Consider the following 22,465-nt stretch of genomic DNA (forward strand, 5'->3'; position numbering starts at 1 on the left):
GAACATGAAAAAGATATTTTTCCTCCTCTTCCTTGCCCTATCGGTGATGAGTTGCAAGGATGATTTCAGTGTCAGCAACCTGCCTGATGCAAAGCCAAAGTTGGTTGTCTATTGTATGCCTTCTACTTCCGACACCACTTATATCACGGTGTCACGTAGCATACCTTTGAAACAATATAACACAACAGAGAAGAATGTGATGATTGATGATGCAGTAATCAGCTATCAATTGAACGGACAAACGAGGACGGTGACTGCCTTGGGCAATGGTCGTTATCGTGTCGTTGGACAGCAGAAGGCGGGCGATAAGGTGCAGTTGCGTGTTGAAGCGCAGGGCTTAGAGGCTGTCGAGTCATCTACGGAGATTCCACAACCGATTGGTATCAGCAATATTGCCACACGTATGGTACGTATGAAGAAAGACCCTTCGGCAAACGTAGAAGACTTCCTGCAGCTGCAAGCCACCTTCACCGACCCTGCCCAGACACACGATTATTATGCTGTGCGCGTCAAGAGTAAGAAGTTGCGCTACCTTTATATTACCTGTTTTAAAAATATGGGTGGCTATATGCAGGAGGTGATGAGCTACTATTCTTACGCTGACTATATGGAGGGACGTAAGAGCAACAGCTATGATAGTGTGGCTGTAAGATACGACTTGGAAACAGCGTATATACCTATCTCAACGGCAAGTGAACCGCTTCTGAACCCATTGTCAGACATTGACGATGATTTCGACTTCAGTAGTGACTTTTATAAGCAGTTCTATGTCTTCGATGATGCGACAATCAATGGCAAGACTTACACACTTCGTCTGAACGTTGAACCTTACACTGGAATAAAAGATGAGACCAAAGCGTCTTTGGCAGAGCTCAAGACAAAATATGGTATAGAGGAAGGATTACAGTTAGAGTTCTATCACATCGCCCCAGCCTACTACCGTTTCCTACAGGCTTTGAACGATGTTTCGAACAATTCCCTTGCTCAAGCGGGCCTCTCTACTATCCGTACCACCTACAGCAATATGCTGAATGGTATGGGAATCTGTGCTGGGTTTAATATGAGTATCAAAAAGCATTAAGCCAGCCAGAGCCTCACCCCCCCAACCCCCTCTCCTACAGAGAGGGGGAGTGCTAAAAACAATTCGCTTCGAGATTACTTAAAGATTTTCCCAATCAATAGGGGAAATTCGCTATCTACTCTCCTCGCCATTCCTCTCCCCAAAGGGAAATGTAAAGCATAAAGAAATCCAGCCCCTCCCCCGCTCAGAACCAATGGTCACTGACCAAAGGGAAGTAATGAGAGAACGGGAGTGTTGGCAACAATTCGCTTTGAGATGATTTAAGGTTCTTCCGTTAAATGCGTAGATTATTAATAGAATGAGATTAATCCACATACATGGTATGATTAGCCCTAATTAGATGGTTTTACAAGGGGGGTGATAAACTACATGCTAAATGTAATTAGGTGCGATATCTATCTGTCTTCTACAAACAACTTATTCCCAAGGTTTATTTTTTTTGTAAACTCTTTTCACATAGTTCAAAACCAATACATGCTCTTTTGACTTCTTAAAGATGCCCTTTTGGCTTGCAAAAGATGCTCTTTAAGACCCTTACTAACGCCCTTTTGAAGTCCAAATCAGCACCTTTTCTTGTCCTGTTTTATAACTAATTGATTTCCTGTTGATTATAAACCTACTTTTTTACATGTGGTTTTACCGTAATTTATTGATGTTTTATTTGAAATTATGTAATGATTTTTCAAAGCCTAATTAGCAGATTTTCGAAGTCTTAAAATAGAATGTTTTTCAATGTCAGAGGATGATAATAGGATAGATAGTTGACTATCTTAGCTATATTTTTGTTTAATGAGTAACTTTGGTTCTTCCGTTAAAGCAATACGAAAAGCGTCCACATATTTAACGGAAAACCTGATTTAAGAACTTCTTCTATCAGTAGGGGGATCACGCATTTCACTCCCCTCTCCATTCGGAGAGGGGCTGGGGGTGAGGCTTCTTTTTTTTAAAACTCCACCGTCACCCTACCATTTATCTGTCGTCCAGTGAGGTAGTTTGGAACGGCATATTGCTGTCCGGCGATGTCTGTCACCCAATAATACGAGTTGACGTTATTGATACCAAAGAGGTTCAGACAGTCCAAACCGAGCCAGATATTCTTAAAGATTGTGTTGCGATGACCGTCGTTATTGTCTAATAGGCGATAGCTCATACCGATGTCGGCACGCTTGTAAGCTGGCGCGCGGAAGGTGTTATTCTCCAATTCCTGATGTGGAGCAGAGAATGGCAAACCGTCTGCATAAGCCAATTTCAGCGACATACGCCAACGTGTTGTACCTGGGAAGAAGTCCGTGAAATAGAGGTTGAGCGCATAACGTTGGTCGGTTGGGAGCGGAATACGCTTACCATTCAACTTCATACTCGTGTTCATCACACTCAGCGTCAGCCATGAGTCAGCACCCGGAACGAACTCACCGAAGAGTTTAAGGTCGAGACCCGTTGCGTGTCCTGTGGCTGTGTTCTCACCGTAATACGTCACCTTCACATTGTCAACTGAGTAAGGAACGAGGTGTGAAAGTGCCTTATAATAAGCCTCCGCAGTGAACTTAAACGGACGACCTAACATCTCAAAGCGATAGGTCATACCTGCCAATGCGTGGATAGACTGCTGTGCGCGAATCTTTTGATTGAGCGTTGCGTAGGTGACACCATTGACGATTGACGTATCGCGAAGTTCCTTATAGAATGGTGCCTGATAGTAGATACCACCTGCAATGCGGAAACTAAGGTTACGATTTCTACCCGGTGTGATGGTCAGCGATGCACGTGGAGAGAACAGGCTCTCGCCATTGAAGTCCCAATGTGCAAAGCGAACGCCATAATTCAAGGTGAAGAGGGTAGGAACAGTGTCACGTGTCTGGAAGTTCCATGTGTCCTGCAAGTAGCTTTCAAAGCGTTTCGCCTTGAGTTCGTTACGAGCGCGAAGCGAGTAAATCATCTTCAAGTCACGCCCCGTATGCGGAACGTTATAACCCGCTGAATCACGGTATTCGTATTCGGCAGAGTTCTCCTTGATACGCTCAAGTTTATAGGTCACTGCGCCCTCAATCTTGTGTTTGCCAGCCCGATGCTGCATCATCAGCTTCAAACTCTTCACGTCAGCGTTGAGATAGTCGCGAGAATGCTGCATATACGTACCCACACCGAGGTTTTCCGACGTCTCCGTCTGTGTCAGCCAGTACTGTCCTTGAATGTCATAACGCTCCTGCTCCTTCGTTGTGAAAGCCGATGCAAGGAGCGAGAGGTCTGTGCGAGAACTCAAATGGCGTGTGATAGCCAACGAACCGAAGAAAGTTCGGAAGAGGTCTTTCTCCTGTCCATCGAAGTAGACACGGAACTTCTTCACGTTCTGCAGCGTTCCGAAGTTTGTCTCACGGTCTTCTGGCTCGAAGTTATAATGGTTGTCAGAGATGTTTCCGATGAAGTCTACCTGCCAACGTTTGTTGGGTTGCCATGAGAGATAAGTCTGATAATCAAGGAATGACGGACGATATTCGCCCTTTGTCTGGAGTGATCCGAGGAGGTAACGATTGGTTTTATAACGCACACCATTGGTCCATGTCAACTTCTTCGTAGCCAATCCGAGGTAGGCACTGGCACCTAAAAGGGAGGCAGAGACGGATGCTTCCGTCTTCTTCGGGCGTTTATAGGTGATGTCCAAAGCAGAACTCATCTTGTCACCATATTTCGCTTCGAATCCACCGGTTGAGAAACCAACACTCTCTACCATGTCGGGATTGATAATAGAGAGTCCTTCTTGCTGTCCGCTTCGCACAAGGAAGGGACGGAACACTTCTATGTTATTGATATACACAGAGTTCTCATCGAAGGTACCACCACGAACGTTATATTGTGAAGATAGCTCCGAGTGGGTTGAAACACCCGCCTGAGTCTGTACCATTTCTTCGACAGCATTGCCCGACGTAGAGGGTCCTTGTTTAGTTTTTTGAATATCCAATTCTTCCGTTGTTCCGTGCTGTTTGGCTTTGCCCTGCACTACAACCTCCTCCAATGCGTTGTCGTCAGCAAGCTGAATGAGTAGTGTCTGCTTTCCCTTTGGGCGCACAAGAATCCTCGTCTTGGTCTTGTAACCAATCATAGAGAAGCGCACTTTCACGGAGTCTTCACTCTGCAACTGCATATTGAACTCGCCTTTTAGGTTGGTCATCGACAGTTTTCCTTGCGTAACAACCATGACAGAAGCCAACTCGATAGGGTTGCCTTCCTTGTCGGAAACCTTCCCTTGAAGGGTGAATGATTGTGCCAGTGCCAGCTGCGCTGTCACCATGAACAATAGTAGTAATATGTATTTCTGAATATCCTTACGTTTCATACATTATATAACGACTCTTTCACGAGTTTATTGTAAGTATCTTGCGAAATAGAATGTATGTAAATATTATTAAGTATAGACTTTCAGGATACTTTTTCCTTCAGTGGTATTCAAAACCCAACTTTGAAAAAACATTCATAATATGATAAATTCCTCCGAAAGAAGTTATATTCTCGTTTTTAATTGCTACCTTTGTCATGTTAGATTTTTGTTTATTTGTTAAATTTGTATTACCACGATAGGTGAAAATTCTGACATCTCCAAGTGTTTTGAGAACTTTGTTTGTCAGGCACTTGTATTTCCTAAATGATTTTACGCTGCGGAATTAAGGTATAATAGAATAACATGGCAACAATTCAGATAAAGAATCTTGGACCAATCAAAGATACTGGTTTAATCAATCTAACCGATGTGCTGCTTGTCATCGGTCGCCAAAGTTCTGGTAAGAGCACCTTCATGAAGGTGTTATGCTTCTGCCGTTGGATAGAGAAGAAGATAATGACTTCTTTTGATAAAACAATTCAGGCATATACACACAACAAACGTTTTACCAAGGATTTGAAACAATTTTACCGTATTGATGAAATATATTTCAAGGAGGACACCGAAATCATTTATGATGGTGATGTGGTTACTATCTCACTGACAGGTGTTAACCAGAATGCTAAAATCAACCGCAAGCAAGAGGCTTGGGAGGATAGGTATAATTCCAAACTGTCCTATATCCCAGCTGAAAGAAATCTCGTTTCTGCCATTCAGAACATCAATGACACGTATAAAGCAAAGGAAAGGGATTCCATCTTCAATTTCATACAGGAGTGGTATGAGGCAAAAGATACTTATGGCTCTGACAACAAGTTGACTCTTTCTCTGACAGATGATTTCAAATATTACAGCGATAAAGGACTTGATTATGTGGTGCTGCCAAACGGCAAGCCTATAACTTCTTTCTATGCTTCAAGCGGTGTCCAGTCAATCATGCCTATCGATGTGATGACTGATTATGTTATGGGTGTCGTGGGAAAGGTAGTCAAATTCAGTATGTCGGACTTGATGAACCGTCTCATGGAGTCGTTAAATACGGATGTGCGCAATAAAATCGTACATGGTGCCCACGAGGTCACGGAAGAGGAGTTGGCTCCAACCCGTGAGAAGATGAAATACCAGTCGGCACAACTTTTTATAGAAGAGCCGGAGCAGAACCTCTATCCTGATGCGCAGCGTAAACTTGTGCAGAACATCATACGGCATCTGAAAGCTGTGAAGTCAGTTGGCAAGCATCGTTCTATGGTGGTACTCACTACACATAGCCCTTATGTGCTGTCAACACTCAATGTCTTGATGGCAGATGCAGCAGCCGTCGAGAAGAAGCCTGGCGACGAAAGGCTTAAAGACGTGGTTGACGAAAGTACGTTGCTTCCAACAGATGCTTTCTCGGCATATTTCATCAACAAAGATGGTGTGTTCGAGGACATCAAAGATATGGAGATACCGATGCTCTCTGGTATAGACTTGGATAGTGTTTCTGATTGGGTCGATGAGCATGTGGGTCGTATCAATGAAATATTATACGCAGAATAGCCATGGGGAAAAGTACATACGAGAACTTGACTCTTGCAGGGTATCAGGCTGAACAGCCCCTTGATATCCGTAAAACGGTTGCCACACGAGAGCAAGGGAAGAAATACACTCTTGCCATTCAAGGGAATCTGCTTTCTGCGGTCTTTCAAGTTGACGGTTACATCATAAAGACTGGTGTCAAATGTGATAGGTTAGTGATGGTACAGACATCGGCAGAGCCTGAGGAGGCATGGACACAGATATTCGTTGAACTGAAAGGGCATGATGCCATTCATGGTATGGAACAGTTGCTTGCAACAGCAAAGAATCCTACATTCCGCAGCTTTAGCAATCGCCAAAGGAAAGCTCGTCTGGTAGCGACATCATTTCCTACGAACAAGGCGAATCCCAAAGTGGAGAAACTGAAGATTGAGTTTACCAAACTGAATGTCGATTATAAGAACATTAAATCTGGTCAAACAGACTGTTTGTAATTAAGGTTTAATGAAAAAAAAGTGGATGCGTCTCCTTTGACACATCCACTTCTATCTCTATAATCGAAATCTTTACTTTTGTCTTTCTTAGCCTAAGTACTTCATGAGTACGCGTGCATTCCCGCTCTCACGAATCTTCTCGATAGCCTTCTCACGAATCTGGCGAACACGCTCACGGGTAAGACCCATCTCTGTTCCAATCTCCTCCAGACCCTTCTCTTGGCAACCGATACCGAAACACTCGGTGACAATCTTTATCTCACGATCCTTCAAAGTGTTCTGAAGAACGGCACGGAGATCGTCTGACATTGACTCGAAATCAACGCCACGGTCGGTGCGAGAGTCATCACCTGAAGACAGCATATCACTCATTGAGTTATCGTCGTCATCGCTAAATGGAGCGTCGATACTCATGTGATGGTTGTCTGCACTTTGGCTCTGACGGATGCGAGCCTCATCGATACCAGTCAACTCTGCCAACTCATGGATAGAAGGACGACGATTGTGTTGCTGCACAAACTCGTTCGTTACCTGATTAATCTTTGAGATAGCACCCACCTGATTCAGCGGAAGACGCACGATACGACTCTGCTCAGCGATAGCCTGCAGAATACTCTGACGAATCCACCAAACAGCGTATGAGATAAACTTAAAACCACGAGTCTCATCGAATTTCTCTGCTGCCTTTACCAAACCAATGTTTCCCTCGTCGATAAGGTCGGTGAGAGAGAGTCCTTGGTGCTGATACTGTTTAGCTACAGAAACGACGAAACGGAGGTTAGCCTTAATCAGTTTCTCCTTCGCACGCTCACCTTTGCGACCGCCTTTGTGGATTTCCTGTGCCAGCTCAATCTCTTCGTCAACGGTAATCATCGGTTCACGACCAATCTCAACGAGATACTTATCCAGTGCCTCACTTGATCGGTTGGTGATACTTTTTGAAATCTTAAGTTGTCTCATGAATTGTTTACTATTTCCTCCTAAAAATATAGCTAATTTCCGTTATCCAAAATTGATACGGCGTGCAAAGGTACATATAAATATGTGAATAACCAAATCCGAACACCTTTGGTTATGTATTTTTATGTTTTTTTATACGATCACACGTCGCAATAGCCTGTTATTGTAGACAAAATCAATGTGTAATACGCTAAATCCGTCCGCCTGTAAGTCAATAAACAGTGCCTTGTAATGATTTCTGATGTAAGAGAAAGAATCTTTTTGCCCCCTCTAACATATGTGCGGACGCCCCGCACATATAGTGTTTATACTTCGCACAATTGGTGCTAAGCATGAATAGGAAATAAATATAGGCACATGGTCTGTTTTGTCAATTCTTATCAGTAGGGATAAAGGTGCTGATAAAATATGTTGTGATAAAGGAAGTTCATACATATTAAGGCTATAGAGAAGTGTTAAATTATATTCTTTTGTACTTACAAAGTAATAATTCTGTTACATGACACAGCTTAACAGAATATCAAGGATTTCTTGGCAATGAGATATTTTGACTCAAATCCTTATAACTAAAAGATAACGTATAGAATGGAAATCATGCTGTAAGGCTGATAATTATACAGAAGAATGAGAATTCTTTATTATTTTATTAATACAAAGAACGAGTTTAAAATAAAAATAGTACCTTTACACTCTATTTATTTTATAATGGGAAGTGGTTGGCAAAAAGGAGAGTTGTGTCTAAAGGCTGTGAAAATAATTGCCATGGTTTCATAGCTTTAATCTATCATAATGCCTATCTAAACTTTCTCTATTTATGATGAATCTCTAAGATTATAAATATATATGTTAATTAAATAAACGATTATTGATATATGAGTAATAGAAGTAATAATCAAGGTCGAGCTTATGAGTTTATATGTTTGCATTCATTGCATGAAGCTATTGAGGCTATTCGTCCTGCACAGATAATACAAAATAGTAGTTATAAGGCAGCTGCTGCGGCATGGGACACATTGAGTGATGCTCAACAAGAAATCTATACGCTTAGTGCTAAATCTACCATTGAAACTATATTTGCATTAGAGCCAAACATTGTAGAAGTTGATAATAATAGTTTAGATTTATTCATACAGAGTGATCAGCATGGTAAAGTAGCAGATGTTCGTGATATCATTATACAACGTAATAATATTGTATGGGAAATAGGTTTGAGCATCAAACACAATCACATGGCTGTTAAACACAGTCGTCTTTCACGTAAACTTGATTTTGGAGAGAAATGGTATGGAAAGAAATGTTCTAAAACTTATTGGGATGATATTGAACCTATTTTTACCTTTCTGGAAGCTGAAAAGAAAAAGGGGACATACTTTTGTGAGTTGAAGTCAAAAGAGGAAGATGTTTATATTCCCTTACTCAAAGCTTTTATGGCAGAAATTAAGAAACAGATAGAAAAGGATAATACTGTTCCTCGTAAGTTAGTAGCGTACCTGTTAAGTAAATATGATTTCTACAAAGTTATAAGCATTGATAATAAGCGACTAACAACTATACAATCCTTTAATATGTATGGCACCTTAAATCTCCCAAGTAAGGAAACTTCCCCTACCCTTAAAGTGCCTATGGTAGAGCTTCCAAAATCGTTACTGTATATTGGCTTAAAACCAAACAGTAAAACAACTATCATAATGAGTTTTGACGAAGGCTGGCAATTCTCTTTCCGTATTCATAACGCAAAGGATTTGGTAGAACCTTCCTTGAAGTTTGATATTCAAATTTTAGGGATGCCAGTAGATGTAAATATAAAGTATAATTGTAAATGGTAAAATATAAATGAGATTGATAAGTCTTTTTTCTGGCGCAGGAGGGCTTGATAAAGGCTTCCATAATGCTGGCTTCCGTACTATAGTTGCTAACGAGTTTGACAAAAAAATCTGCCCCACATTTAGAGCAAATTTTCCAGATACAAAACTTATAGAAGGCGATATTCATGATATTCCTTCTGACGCTTTTCCAATGAATCCAGTAGGTATTATTGGCGGTCCCCCCTGTCAATCATGGAGTGAGGCTGGGACCTTGAAAGGTATTGAAGATGCTCGAGGACAATTATTTTATGAGTATATCCGTATTCTACGTGATACTCAACCATTGTTTTTTGTAGCAGAGAATGTTCCTGGTATGCTTGCAAAACGCCATACTGAAGCAGTAAGAGGATTCATGAACCTCTTTAATCAAGCTGGCTATGATGTGAATTTAAAGATGCTCAATGCTAATGACTTTGACGTTCCTGAGGATCGAAACCGTGTGTTCTATATTGGTTTTCGAAAGGATTTACATATCAATGATTATGAATATCCTCTCCCACAAAAACATAAGCCAACACTTCGGGAAGCTATTTGGGATTTACAAGAGACTGCTATCCCAGCACGTGAGAAGAATCACACAAATGGAGATGCTTGTATAGTTCCTAATAACGAATATTTTATAGGAGCATATTCCCCTATCTTTATGTCACGAAATCGTGTACGTTCTTGGGATGAACCTGGCTTTACTGTTCAAGCAAGTGGTCGTCAATGTCAACTGCATCCACAAGCCCCTAAAATGGAAAAGATAGAAAAAAATCTTCAACGTTTTGTTCCTGGTAAAGAGCATCTTTATCGAAGGATGACTGTTCGAGAAGTTGCACGTGTACAGAGTTTTCCTGATGACTATCGTTTCCTATACGATGAAGTTAACTATGGTTACAAAATGATTGGCAATGCAGTGCCTGTAAACCTTGCTTATCACGTGGCAATGAGTATAATAGAAACATTAAAAAGGCATAATACTAATTTTACAGATTGAAAAGAAAAGGTGGTGATAGGGAATGCCTACACCACCTTTATACCTTATAAATATGCTAAGATTACTTCCAATTCTTCTGCACTAACTTCGTCACAGAGTTGATGGTTATACGCACGCCCATCCTATTCGCTTTTATCTTCGAGCTGTATTCGGTAGGCCAACCACTTTTGAGGAGTTGAAAGTTTGTTGTTCCGTTGATATCCATTGTAGCCATACCAATTTCCTTCATTCTGTCCCAGTGGGCCTCAAGCTGTGCTACCATATGCTCAAGGTTTTCGTCAGCACCGACTCCCTTCATCTTGTCAATGATGAAAGCTTTCACATCGGCTTCGGTCATATTACTGCTAATCTCCTCCGCGATGTTCATCGTATTCCCCTTCTTGGTAAGCGTGTAGGTAACGGTTGACTTGATATCCCTTATCTCCTTATTCTCTTTGTAGCCATTTTTCAAGGACTTACCAAAGAGATAGAAGAAGGTGTTATTATTGATATTCGCGATAAGAACGTCTTTGGCAACCTCTTTTGTTATACTCATCATAGCCTTCATCTTCGGCATACTCTTCTCTACGTTCGGATTGTTATTGTAGAGAGAGTCGAGTTCTGTGAGTGCAAACTTCCAAGCCTTGCGCTGCACCTCGTCATAGTTTAAGATATCAGTAATCTTTCCGTTTGCATCTGTTCTTAGAAGCATAGGGACATTGTTCAGGCTTTGGATGATCATATCTCCCGTCTGTGTTAGGAACGACTGATTTCCATCTACCGCTATGTCTTTGGTCAGTATTTCGATAATATACCCATCACGGAGAACCTCCTGTACGGTTATCTTCGTCTGTCTGGTTACCTTTATCGCTTTAGACCCAGCCGCAGCAGACTGTCCTTCAATGTCTGTCACGGTTTCATAAACTGCCCTTTCGCCTTTCTGAAACTTTGCTTTGATTAAGGTTTGAGCGTTCAAAGCTGTTACAACAAGGGCGAAGGCAAGGGTAAAAAGTAGTTTCTTCATATCGAAATATCGATTATTTCCAACTCTTTTCTACCAATTTCGTAACAGAGGTGATGAACATTTCCATTCCCATCATCTTTGTTTTCACGTCCGTACTGTATTCAGTAGCCCAACCAGTGTTGAGGAGTTTAGTCATGGAAGTACCGTCGACATCCATGTTTGCCATACCCATCTGCTTCATCTGTCCCCAGTTAGCATCGAGTTGCGAAACCATACCTTCGTCAGCACCCATTTGCTTCATCTTGTTAATAAGGAAGGCTTTTACATCGTCTTCGGTCATATTGCCCTTAATCTTACCAATGATATTGAGTGCGTTTGGCTCCTTGTTAAGCTCGTAGGTAACAGTAGTCTTTATACCCTGCATGTCCTTATTCTCTTTGTCACCAGTCTTTAGGGTCTTACCAAATAATTGAAAGAAAGTGTTGTATTCGACAGACTCGATAAACGCTTCTTTAGTGAACTGGCTGTTCATAGACATAGCCATCTTGTACTTAGGCAGCACCTTCTCCATTTCTGGATTGGCGTTGTAGAGAGAGTCAATAAATGTCATTGCAAACTTGCTTGCCTTAGTTTGGACTTCAGTATAATTCAAGAGGTCCTTCACCTTTCCGTTGGTATCCGTCTTTAGGAGCATTGGAACATTACTGAGGTATTGGTTCAGCATGTTTCCTGTCTGCTGTGCAATCTCCTTACTGCCTTCCATCTTCATATTAGTTGTCAATACTTCGATAATATAACCGTCAGCAGTAGCATCTTGTACGGTAATCTTTGTTTTGCTGTTAGTCTTTATGCTTTCAGAACCACCACTCATAGGAGTGTTGACTTTAACATCAGCTACGGTTTCATAGGTAGCTTGGTCGCCTTTTTGGAAGTTAGCCTTGATTAAGGTCTGGGCGTTCAACGCTGTTACAGCGAGGAGTAAAACGAAAGTTAGAAATGATTTTTTCATAAGGCAAATGTTATTTAATTAGTATTTTAGACTTTAGAATAAAAAGATTAACGGCTCCAGAATTTATAAGCATTCGTTGTTAGTCCTGCCTTTATAAATATCCTGAAGCCGTTAAATCTATGCGTATTGTTGACGATTAGTATGATCTTGCGATGATGACACGATACTTAGCAGGCTTGCCACTAACCATGTCGACACCTGGTGTCTGCTCGAACATATAAGGGACACAACGGATTGTTGCCTGCGTGTCTTCCTTAATCTTCGCCTCAGTCTCTTCTGTTCCATCCCAGTGGCAGAGGAAGAAACCGCCGTCTTTCACTTTCTCCTTGAACTCCTCATAGTTCTCGCACTCGTAGATGTGAGCATCACGGAAGTCCTTAGCCTTCTTGAAGATGTTGTCCTGAATCTCGTCGAGGAGGTTCTTGATACGCTCAACAATGCCGTCAAAGCTTACGCTCTCCTTCTCTAATGTGTCGCGACGCATCACCTCAATGGTGTTATTCTCCAAGTCACGACCACCCATTGCGAGACGTACTGGCACACCCTTCAACTCGTAGTCAGCGAACTTAAAGCCCGGACGCTTGTTGTCAGCATCGTCATACTTAACAGTGATACCCAACGCACGGAGCTGATCAATAACTGGCTGCAACTTGTCGGTGAGTGCCTTCAACTGCTCCTCACCCTTGAAGATTGGTACGATAACCACTTGAATAGGGGCAATCTTTGGAGGAAGAACGAGTCCGTTATCGTCAGAGTGGGTCATGATGAGCGCACCAATCAGACGGGTACTAACACCCCATGAGGTAGCCCATACATACTCTGGTTTGTTCTCCTTGTTAAGGAAAGTAACATCGAATGACTTAGCGAAGTTCTGACCCAAGAAGTGAGAAGTACCACTCTGGAGTGCCTTACCGTCCTGCATCATTGCCTCAATCGTATAGGTATCCAATGCACCAGCAAAACGCTCAGTCTCACTCTTCACACCCTGTACGACAGGAACAGCGAGCCACTTCTCAGCGAAGTCAGCGTAAACACGCAACATGGTCTGTGCCTCTTTCTCAGCCTCCTCACGTGTAGCGTGAGCGGTGTGACCCTCCTGCCAGAGGAACTCAGACGTGCGGAGGAAAGGACGCGTACGCATCTCCCAACGCATAACATTACACCACTGGTTGCACATCAATGGCAGATCGCGCCAAGAGTGAATCCAGTTTTTATAGGTATTCCAGATGATTGTCTCACTGGTAGGACGGATAATCAGCTCTTCCTCCAACTTTGCGTTAGGATCAACCTGCACAGCATTGCCATCCTCTGTAGCCTTCAGACGATAGTGAGTAACCACAGCACACTCCTTGGCGAATCCCTTTACGTGCTCAGCCTCACGAGAGAGGAAGCTCTTAGGAATCAGCATTGGGAAGTAAGCATTCTGCACACCAGTCTCCTTAAACATCTTGTCAAGCTGTGCCTGAATCTTCTCCCAGATAGCATAGCCGTATGGCTTGATAACCATACAACCACGTACGGCAGACTGCTCAATCAAGTCTGCCTTTATTACCAAGTCATTGTACCATTGAGAGTAGTTGTCTGCTCTCTTGGTCATCTCTTTTAGTTCTTTTGCCATAAATATATTATTCTATTTCTTATTTTGCATCTTTAGGGGATTTCCCATGCTATTATAGGCATTTCCCTTTTGCGAGTATGCCCTGAAACACTAACTTTGCACACAGATACGGCTGAGATAGTCAAGAACAAAGGGAACCCCATTCCCACTTGCTAATACCAGCCTATCCTTTGCGAAAATAATGCAAACGAGTGCAAACGAAACTTGCTTCACTTTGCCGAGTTAGCTTTATTTTCTGCAAAAATACAAAAAAATGTTGGCAATGAATGCTATACAGCACATATTTGTTTAACTTTGCACGAATTAAAATGAATTAAGGTGCGGCTGTAAGGCCAAGCCAGAAGGTAAAAGATATTAATCAATAAGTACGTTTGATTATGAAGAATATGAAAATGATGGCAGCAGGAATGTGTCTCCTCACTGTCGTAAGTTGTCAGACAAAGCAAGGTACAGGTGCATTAATCGGTGGCGGTGCTGGTGCAGCATTAGGCGGTATCGTCGGTCAGATTATAGGTCGTAATGGTAAGAGCACAGCCATTGGTGCTGCTATCGGTGGTGCTGTAGGTGCTGGTGCTGGTGCCCTCATCGGTCGTCACATGGACAAGGTAGCACGCGAGGCAGCACAGCAGTTGCCAAACGCACGTGTCGACAAGGTGACAGATGCTAATGGCTTAGACTGTGTGAAGGTTACCTTCGACTCTGGTATCCTCTTCCCATTGAATGGTTCAAACCTCAGCGCATCTGCTAAGAACGACCTCACAAAGTTCGCTTCTTTGATGCAGCGCAACTCTAACTGTGACGTTGCTATCCAGGGTTACACTGATGCTTCTGGTAACGACAACATCAACCTCCCATTGTCACAGCGTCGTGCTGATGCGGTATCATCTTACCTCAAGGGTCGTGGTGTAAGCAGCCGTCAGATTCGTTCAGTACAGGGCTTTGGTAGTGCAAACCCTATCGAGAATAAGACTATTAGTCAGGCTAACCGCCGTGTAGAGGTTTACCTCTATGCATCATCTGAGATGGTTCGTCAGGCAAACAACGGTTCACTCTAATTCCATTTAATTTATGAGGGACATGCCAATAATGTGTCCCCATAAACTTTGCAAAATAAATCTTCCCACAAAAAAGAGGGTGTGTCAAAATGCAAATATCATTTTAATTATCTTTCAGTTTGAAATAATGCAATAAAAAATGACCATTTCTATACTCGATTTTGAGTAAAGAAATGGTTTTTTCTTTGCCTTTAGTAGAATCCTACTTATAGATTGAAAGTTGTCAAGTTATTAATTTGCATTTTGACACACCCTCCATATTTTTCATTGATTAGGTTATTGCATAGACAGCAATTTGCAGTACATTCCGTTTTTTGCTGCAAGTTCTGCATGCGTCCCATTCTCTACAAGTCGTCCTTTGTCCATCACAATAATCTGATTAGCATTACGGATGGTTTGCAAATGATGGGCAATGACCAAGACTGTGCGATTTCGGATAAGGGCAGACATTGCCTGTTGTATCTTATATTCATTGACAGGGTCAACATTGCTCGTTATCTCGTCCAAAAGAATGATGGGAGCGTCTTTCAAGAAAGCACGGGCGATTGAAAGCCTTTGTTTCTGCCCTCCGGAGAGTCCCAAACCGTTTTCTCCGATTTTTGTTTCATAACCTTCCGGCAGGCTGATGATAAAGTCGTGTATCATCGCTCTACGTGCTGCTTCTTCGATTTCTTCCTGCGTAGCATGTTGATTGCCCACTTTGATATTATTGGCAATGGTATCTGAAAAGAGAATAACATTTTGCATCACTACACTGATTTTACCGAGCAGATAATCATAGTCCATTTCTCGAATGTCTATACCACCGATACGGATACTACCGGTCTGCGGTTCCCAGAAACGGAGTAACAGGCTGGTAATGGTTGTTTTACCAGAACCTGACGATCCGACAAGTGCCGTTACCGTTCCTTCGGGAACATGGAACGTGAGATTTTTCATCTCAAAACCTTCCTTCTCATAATGGAAATCCACTTTGTCAAAGGAAAGATTGAAATGGGTTGCTGTTTTCGGCTGTTCAGGATTGGTGATAACAGGAGCATTCAATAAATGGGAAATGCGTCCGTAACTATCTTTTACCTTGATGTAATTCAGCCAATGACTCTCCATATTGACAAAAGGTTTGTAGAATTCTTTTGAGACGATGATAAACATTAAATAAGCGAAAAGAGAAAGTTCCCCCTGCTGTGTCCACCAAAGACCGATTGTAGCCATCAGAGCGAAAGCCAATTCTATCAGGAAAGTGTATCTGCCCACACTCACAGCTGCCAAACGAGAAGTATTCTTACTGCTTTCTCCAAATTCACTGACAGAGTGGTCAAGTCTGTCACGGAACATTCCTTTTCCTCCAAACACTTTCAAAACCGGAATACCCTTGACGTATTCTACAAAGAGGCTGACCATATCCGCCAGATTGTCCTGAGACTCTTCCTGTGCTTTTATTCCCGAGCGAATGCCCCGATACAGAGAAAACAGGGCAATAGGAAGAATGGCTACCATTGTCAATCCCATGCGCCAGTCCACACAGAACAGTCCGATGCCAAGTATCAGAGCTACAATGAAATCAGCAGACATCCGTGTCCATAGATGTCCTACTACCATTTCCATGTTATCCACGTCTTTGTGAATGACTGTACTTATCTCTCCCAGACGCTCATTGGTATAGAAACCGAGTGAGAACATTTTCAGTTTCAATATGATTTTCTCGCGGATACGTTCCACAAGATCAAATCCGGCAAAATGCTTGCTCATATCGGCAATGGCATTGGATAGGGTTTTCAATACCAGCAGACCGCCAAGTAACCATGCTGCCGAAATGAAAGAGATGCTTTCTCCTTGTATATGACGGTCGATAAGGAACAAGACGGTTAGCATGATTGCCGTGCCGCAAAGGGCATAAACCACGAAAAACAGTGCGGAGATAATTAGATGCCGAACTCCGCGAGCGGTCAATTCATTCAGTATATTGCGTACCATTCTTATTCCTCCTCTTCTTTTAATTGCCATTTACTTACTTGCTCTTGCGTTTCCGTCATATTGCGGTACAGAGAACAGTCTTTCATCAGTTCTTGGTGTGTTCCTTTTGACACAACCTGCCCTTTGTCCATCACAACAATACGCTCCATATCCTGAATAGTATTGAGACGGTGAGCAATGGTAATGACGGTCTTGTTGCGCTGCAATTCATCAAGAGCTTCTTGGATTAGTTTCTCATTCTCTCCGTCCAATGCGGCAGTGGCTTCATCGAGAATAATTATTGGAGAGTCTTTGAGCAACATTCGAGCAATGGAAATACGCTGTTTTTCTCCGCCAGAGAATTTTATGCCGGCTTCGCCTGCCAGCGTATCATAACCATTCGGCAAGCCCATGATAAAATCATGAATACGGGCACGCTCTGCTGCCATTTCCACTTCCTTTTGTGTGGCGGTAGGTCTTCCAATACAAATATTGTCCCGAATACTTGTGTTAAAGAGAAAAACCTCCTGCTGTACCATCGAAAAATAATCAGCGATATTACGTTCGGAGAATTCCATAATATTCTCTCCTCCCAGTCGGATAGTCCCTGTTTGGGGGTGCCAGAACCCCATCATCAAACTTGCCAGCGTGGTTTTTCCCGACCCTGACTCGCCGACGATAGCAGTATGGCTTCCTCTCGGAAATTGAAGACATACATCTTTCAGCGCATTGTCTTTCTTGTTTGGATAGGAGAATGTAACATGCTCGAAACAAACATCCGTCTGTGTCGTATCTGTTTTCTTGTCCGCTGTTTCCTTTGTCTGTACCTCTGTAATGGACTGTACTTTTGCCAACGACTGACCATAGATGATTCGGAAATGTTGGAATGTAGCCAACTTAGCAAAGGAGGACGAGAACAATCCGCCCAATATCAAGGCAAGGATAAAACGAGCTACAGTTAATTCGCCCGAACTCATCATCCATAGTCCAATAAGAGTCATTACCACGATACCACCTTCCAAGAACATCGTTATCAATGTCATGGGAACGGTAACGCTAAACATGCTCCGCTTTACCCAACGGATGTAGTCGCGCATACCACCAAGTACCTGTTCCGTTCTGTTTTCCTCGTTACTGAAGACTTTGATTACCGATATGGTAGCCACATATTCCAAAAGGTCTTCCGACATTTTTTGCGTACTTTCCATAAAGTGTTGAAAGCTCTTTCCCCAAAGTGTTTTGACAGCCATTTGCAGAAGAAATGCCACAGGCAAAAGAGAAATGAGCGACAGCCCCAAACGCCAGTCTAACACCATAATGATTACCCAGAGTAAGACTGGAAAAAGCGTAGCCGAAAGGATTTCGGGTAATCCATGTGCTAAATAAATTTCAATTTGTTCCACATCGTGGTTAATAATATTCACCAAGTCGCCAACTTTCCGTTCTTGAAAGAAACCGAGCGGCAAGCGTTGCAAATGACTTATGATACGCAACCTCAATCGTGTAAGGGCATTGTAAGCCGACCGGTGTGCGCGCCAAATCGAGGTTCCATAGAATACGCCTCGAAGCATTGCGAATAGTATCATTATTCCTCCAATACCCCAAACTATTATGGGAGGGAGCGTGCCATTTATCAACTTGTCCACAGCCCACACTACAAGCAGTATAGGGAGTGTGCCTAAAATAAGGTGCAATATAACCACAGCATTGGAGAGCAGGCTACGGCTCTCCCGTTCCTCATCAAGGGGTCTGACTTTTTGTTTATCCATATATGTGTCGTTTTGATCTTTTCTGCTGCAAAAGTACGGCAACAAACAGGGATAAAATAACCCCGATAAGCATTATACTGCCCCAAAACAACAATTTGCTCGCATATAAACACAATAGGGGTATAAGCGTGGATAATAGGGTTATTTATTTGCTTGGCAGGTAAGTATCTTTGCACAGAATCTCACAAACAAATATGATATGTCAATCAGCTCAATAGTCCATTTATACAAAAGAATGCTCATTGTCGGCTTTCTATCGTTGTGGTCTTTTCCTATGTTTGCACAACTGCAACCAACAGAAATAAAAGTTATTGATGCAGAAAATGGGAACAGTATAGAATTTGCCACCGTACAATGGAAAGGTTTGAATGCTCCAACGTACACGAATAGTACGACTACAAACAGGAAAGGTATTGCAAAACTAAGTGCATCAAGTAATCAAAAACTTATGCTTATGGTAAGTTATGTCGGTTATCAGACCATTACCGATACGATTACTGCAAATGGGAAGCGTTATACCATAAGACTACTCCCGGAATCAACAGAGCTGGCAGATGTAGTCGTAGTAGGAAAAACAAGAGCACAAATACTCAGAGAGTCGCCTGAAGCAGTTTCTGTAATAAATGCGAAAGAACTTCAAGGCAGATCTATTTCGTTAGAAACCGTTTTGAATAAAACCATAGGTTTGAAAGTCGGACAGACCGGTGGCTTGGGGAGCAGTTCGAGAATTATTGTTCATGGATTGGAAGGAAACCGCATTCAAATCTTATGGGACGGAATACCAATGAGTACTTCTGACGGGGCTTTTTCTCTTGATGAAATTCCGATAGACATTATAGAAAGAATAGAAGTCTATAAGAGTATCATACCCGCCCGTTTCGGATGTGATGGATTGGGGGGAGCCGTCAATATCGTTACTAAAGAGTTTAGTACGGATTATTTAGATGCCTCGTATGAATTCGGATCTTACCAAACACACAAAGGAAGTGTCTTCTCTCGCAAGAATTTTCCAAAGAGTGGCATTCTACTCGGTGCGGGAGGTTATTATACATCTGCAAAGAATGACTACTCTTTCAGAGTTCCCGAGAGAGAAAATCTGTTAGTAAGACGTGACCACGACCATTTTCGTTCGTATATGTTGAAGGGAAAAATTGCTTTCACGAAACTTTGGCTCGATGAGATTAGTACCGAGTTCGGGTATTACAATCGTTTCAATGAAATCCAAGGTATCTTAAAAAACATACAACATGCCGAAAACAAATCAGGAATGTTTATGTTGGAAAACAAATTGATAAAAAGCGGAATGCTGAACGACCGCCTTAACTTTGAGTCCCATTTCTCCCTTTCACATACAACAAACAATTTTGTGGATACGGCACGAGTTAATCACGATTTCGAAGGAAACATATATCCGAGTCCGAATGGACAGGGAGAAACAGGGGATGTTCCTCACAACTCGAATGACAAAGGATTGGAAATCAATGAACGTATCAATTTTGATTACAAGTTGTCCGCCAATCACAGTTTGAATCTGAACACACTTATTAACTACGCTAGAAGACAACCGAGCGACAACATTGCAAGTCAGCATGCAGGTTTTGTTATCGGAGGATTTCCCAGTAAAAAGACCAGTTTCATTTCGGGGTTGACTTGGGAGTCAAAACTCTTTGATAAGAAACTGACGAATATGCTTTCCGCAAAGTATTTCCACCTCCATTCCGAGATAGAAGATTTGACTTCATACGAGATGATTGAGGCTCCGAAGAAAAAGAACAATACGACCTCACAAATAGGCTGGATAGAGGCTATAAAATACGAGCCCTTCAGAGGTTTTCACTTGAAAGCATCTTACCAGCGGGCAATACGCCTTCCCAATTCACAAGAACTATTCGGTGATGGTATCATCACCTTTCCTGCAGCCGGATTGAGACCAGAGAAAAGCCACAACTTCAATCTGGGGTTCTTAATAGACAAAAATGATGTCCTCGGATTATCGCGATTGCAGTTTGAAGTGAACAGCTTTTATATGCAGGTAAGCGATATGATAAAACTGATGAAACAACACATGGCAGCCGGATATGTAAACGCAGAAAAGGTACATATTAAAGGTATAGAAACCGAAATAAAATTGGACATATCGCCAACGGTCTATGCCTACGGAAATCTAACTTATCAGGATGTGCGTGATGTCTTGAACTATTTACCCGGTACCCAAGCCCCCAATCCGACAAAAGGATTGCGACTACCGAACATTCCCTATTTGTTCGCCAACTTCGGGGCGGAGTATCACAGCAACCGATTATTCAAGAATTGGTATGTCAAGGCTTTCTGGGACGGCAAATTTACTGAGGAGTTCTTCTACTTCTGGGAACTTACCGAATTACAGAAACGACGTATTCCCCGCAGTTTCGTCAATGACATAGGGCTATTGTTGACCTACAAAAGCAAATATTCCGTAGCCTTGGAATGCCATAATATAATGAACAAAGAAGTTTGGGACCAATTCCGCCAACCATTGGCAGGACGGACACTTCACCTCAAATTCAGATATGTCTTCTCAAAAGGAATTTTCTAATTTAACAAATATAAAAAGATGAATACAACTATTTTCAATCGTATAGCTTTTTCTGCTATGCTGGTCGGCTTCATAGGGCTGACATCTTGTAACAAAAATGATGAACCTACGCCTACTCCTCAAGAGGTTCAGCAACATTTCACCTTTGTGCATTATGTGGACAAAAGTGCTTATGTAGGGACATTCAGTGATTTGACTCCTCAAGCAACCGACAATAAGAAAGCATTTGAATTCGGGTTCGGTTGCTATCTCTTTGCTAAGGGTAATACAGTGCTTGTACCCGAAGGGAAATTCGGGGATAAGATACATAAGTTTACAAGAGGTGCCCATGGAGAACTGATAAAAGCAGGTACTATGACATTTGAACAGATGGCTCAACCCGGAGAAATTAACTTCGTTGATGAACAGCGGGCATACGTTGCTTTGCACGGACGTGGAAAAATTGCGTTAATCAATACTTCAACATTGCAAAAGGAAGATGAAATTGACCTCTCGTCTTATGCGGTTCAAGACAACAATCCTGATCCCGGCTGTAATGTCATCCGTGATGGAAAGATGTATGTTGCCCTCAATCAGCTCAATTCGCCTCATACCTCCGTACCGGGTACTGGAGCAGAGGTAGCTATCATTGACCTCAAGACGAAAAAGACTGAAGTTATCAAAGATAACCGCACAAGTGTTGTAGGATTGTTCCGCCATTCTGACGCATTCATAGACGAGCGAGGTGACATCTACTTTTACAGTGCGGGCAACAACTTCAATGTTGCCGATAAGGAAGGTTTCCTGCGTATCCGCAAAGGAAGCGACAAATGGGATAGCAATTATCTGTTCAACCTATCGAAGACAACCATAAAAGGAATAGGTAAAACAGGGCAGTATATGATTAAGTCTTTCTATGCAGGTAATGGTATTGTGTATAGTTGCGTGAAAGTAACGGATACAGAATTTGGAATACTCAAGAAAGACTTCCAACCTGTGAAAATCGACATTTGGAACAAAACCATCGAAAAACTTGATTTGCCAATGACCGACAGCAATGGCTCTTTTGCTATAACTCGCTACAAGGACTTCATCGTCTTTGGAATGATATGTAACAATGGTACGGGGTATTACACCTACAATACCAAGACAGGCGAATGCTCGCAAAAACCAATTGTTACTGCCATAGGAGTTCCTTCAAGTTTAGTCGCATTTGAGTAAACTCTCATTAAAAACATTTCTCATGGAGCTATTGGTTCTTTTTTTTTGAGAGTAATACGGATAAAAACTTGCA

General features: G+C 42.2%; 15 protein-coding genes. 8 read left to right on the forward strand and 7 right to left on the reverse strand.

All coding sequences use genetic code 11. The features are described from left to right. The first annotated feature begins 4 nt into the window (after nt 1–4). A complete protein-coding gene (locus FIU21_RS03430; protein WP_004359184.1) occupies nt 5–1,081 on the forward strand; it encodes a DUF4249 domain-containing protein in 1,077 nt (358 codons plus the stop codon). A 943-nt stretch (nt 1,082–2,024) separates the two neighbouring features. Here the strand turns inward: FIU21_RS03430 and FIU21_RS03435 are convergent. Next, nucleotides 2,025–4,412, reverse strand: a complete 2,388-nt coding sequence (locus FIU21_RS03435; RefSeq protein ID WP_004359183.1) for a TonB-dependent receptor — start codon at nt 4,410–4,412, stop codon at nt 2,025–2,027. A gap of 345 nt (nt 4,413–4,757) precedes the next feature. Here FIU21_RS03435 and FIU21_RS03440 point away from each other — a divergent pair, with 345 nt between their 5' ends. Both FIU21_RS03440 and FIU21_RS03445 read left to right on the forward strand, forming a co-directional pair. Further along, nucleotides 4,758–5,993: an AAA family ATPase gene (locus tag FIU21_RS03440; RefSeq protein WP_004359182.1), complete on the forward strand. Its 1,236-nt coding sequence runs from the start codon at nt 4,758–4,760 to the stop codon at nt 5,991–5,993. A 2-nt stretch (nt 5,994–5,995) separates the two neighbouring features. Continuing rightward, a complete protein-coding gene (locus FIU21_RS03445) occupies nt 5,996–6,466 on the forward strand; it encodes a hypothetical protein (protein ID WP_004359181.1) in 471 nt (156 codons plus the stop codon). A gap of 87 nt (nt 6,467–6,553) precedes the next feature. Here FIU21_RS03445 and FIU21_RS03450 read toward each other — a convergent pair whose 3' ends face one another. Then, entirely contained in the window at nt 6,554–7,426 is an 873-nt protein-coding gene (locus tag FIU21_RS03450) for a sigma-70 family RNA polymerase sigma factor (protein WP_004359180.1), read from the reverse strand. 872 nt (nt 7,427–8,298) lie between these two features. On the opposite strand from FIU21_RS03450, the gene FIU21_RS03455 reads away from it, so the two are divergent. Together FIU21_RS03455 and FIU21_RS03460 are read left to right on the forward strand one after the other, a co-directional pair. Then, entirely contained in the window at nt 8,299–9,252 is a 954-nt protein-coding gene (locus FIU21_RS03455; RefSeq protein WP_004359179.1) for a HaeIII family restriction endonuclease, read from the forward strand. 7 nt (nt 9,253–9,259) lie between these two features. Beyond that, entirely contained in the window at nt 9,260–10,270 is a 1,011-nt protein-coding gene (locus FIU21_RS03460; protein ID WP_004359178.1) for a DNA cytosine methyltransferase, read from the forward strand. 61 nt (nt 10,271–10,331) lie between these two features. Here the strand turns inward: FIU21_RS03460 and FIU21_RS03465 are convergent, their stop codons facing one another. From FIU21_RS03465 to proS, 3 genes are all read right to left on the reverse strand, one after another. Beyond that, on the reverse strand, nt 10,332–11,273 hold the full coding sequence (locus FIU21_RS03465) for a hypothetical protein (protein ID WP_004359177.1): 942 nt from the start codon (nt 11,271–11,273) through the stop codon (nt 10,332–10,334). Nucleotides 11,274–11,286: 13 nt separating this feature from the next. Continuing rightward, entirely contained in the window at nt 11,287–12,222 is a 936-nt protein-coding gene (locus FIU21_RS03470) for a hypothetical protein (RefSeq protein WP_004359176.1), read from the reverse strand. 136 nt (nt 12,223–12,358) lie between these two features. Then, nucleotides 12,359–13,840 carry a proline--tRNA ligase gene (proS, locus tag FIU21_RS03475; protein ID WP_004359175.1) on the reverse strand — a complete coding sequence of 494 codons (1,482 nt, stop codon included), beginning with the start codon at nt 13,838–13,840 and terminating at the stop codon, nt 12,359–12,361. Nucleotides 13,841–14,217: 377 nt separating this feature from the next. Between proS and FIU21_RS03480 the strand changes: the two genes are divergently transcribed. Continuing rightward, complete coding sequence (locus tag FIU21_RS03480; RefSeq protein WP_004359174.1) at nt 14,218–14,895, forward strand: OmpA family protein; 678 nt, start codon at nt 14,218–14,220, stop codon at nt 14,893–14,895. A 276-nt stretch (nt 14,896–15,171) separates the two neighbouring features. Here FIU21_RS03480 and FIU21_RS03485 read toward each other — a convergent pair whose 3' ends face one another. Both FIU21_RS03485 and FIU21_RS03490 read right to left on the reverse strand, forming a co-directional pair. After that, nucleotides 15,172–16,869: an ABC transporter ATP-binding protein gene (locus FIU21_RS03485; protein ID WP_004359173.1), complete on the reverse strand. Its 1,698-nt coding sequence runs from the start codon at nt 16,867–16,869 to the stop codon at nt 15,172–15,174. A 2-nt stretch (nt 16,870–16,871) separates the two neighbouring features. Then, nucleotides 16,872–18,617, reverse strand: a complete 1,746-nt coding sequence (locus tag FIU21_RS03490; RefSeq protein WP_004359172.1) for an ABC transporter ATP-binding protein — start codon at nt 18,615–18,617, stop codon at nt 16,872–16,874. A 199-nt stretch (nt 18,618–18,816) separates the two neighbouring features. On the opposite strand from FIU21_RS03490, the gene FIU21_RS03495 reads away from it, so the two are divergent. Further along, nucleotides 18,817–21,192 (forward strand): TonB-dependent receptor, encoded by a 2,376-nt coding sequence (locus FIU21_RS03495; protein ID WP_036885793.1) that lies wholly within the window; start codon nt 18,817–18,819, stop codon nt 21,190–21,192. An 18-nt stretch (nt 21,193–21,210) separates the two neighbouring features. After that, nucleotides 21,211–22,392, forward strand: a complete 1,182-nt coding sequence (locus FIU21_RS03500) for a DUF4374 domain-containing protein (protein ID WP_004359170.1) — start codon at nt 21,211–21,213, stop codon at nt 22,390–22,392. Nucleotides 22,393–22,465: the final 73 nt, after the last annotated feature.

The organism is Prevotella melaninogenica, from assembly GCF_013267595.1.
Classification (GTDB): domain Bacteria; phylum Bacteroidota; class Bacteroidia; order Bacteroidales; family Bacteroidaceae; genus Prevotella; species Prevotella melaninogenica_D.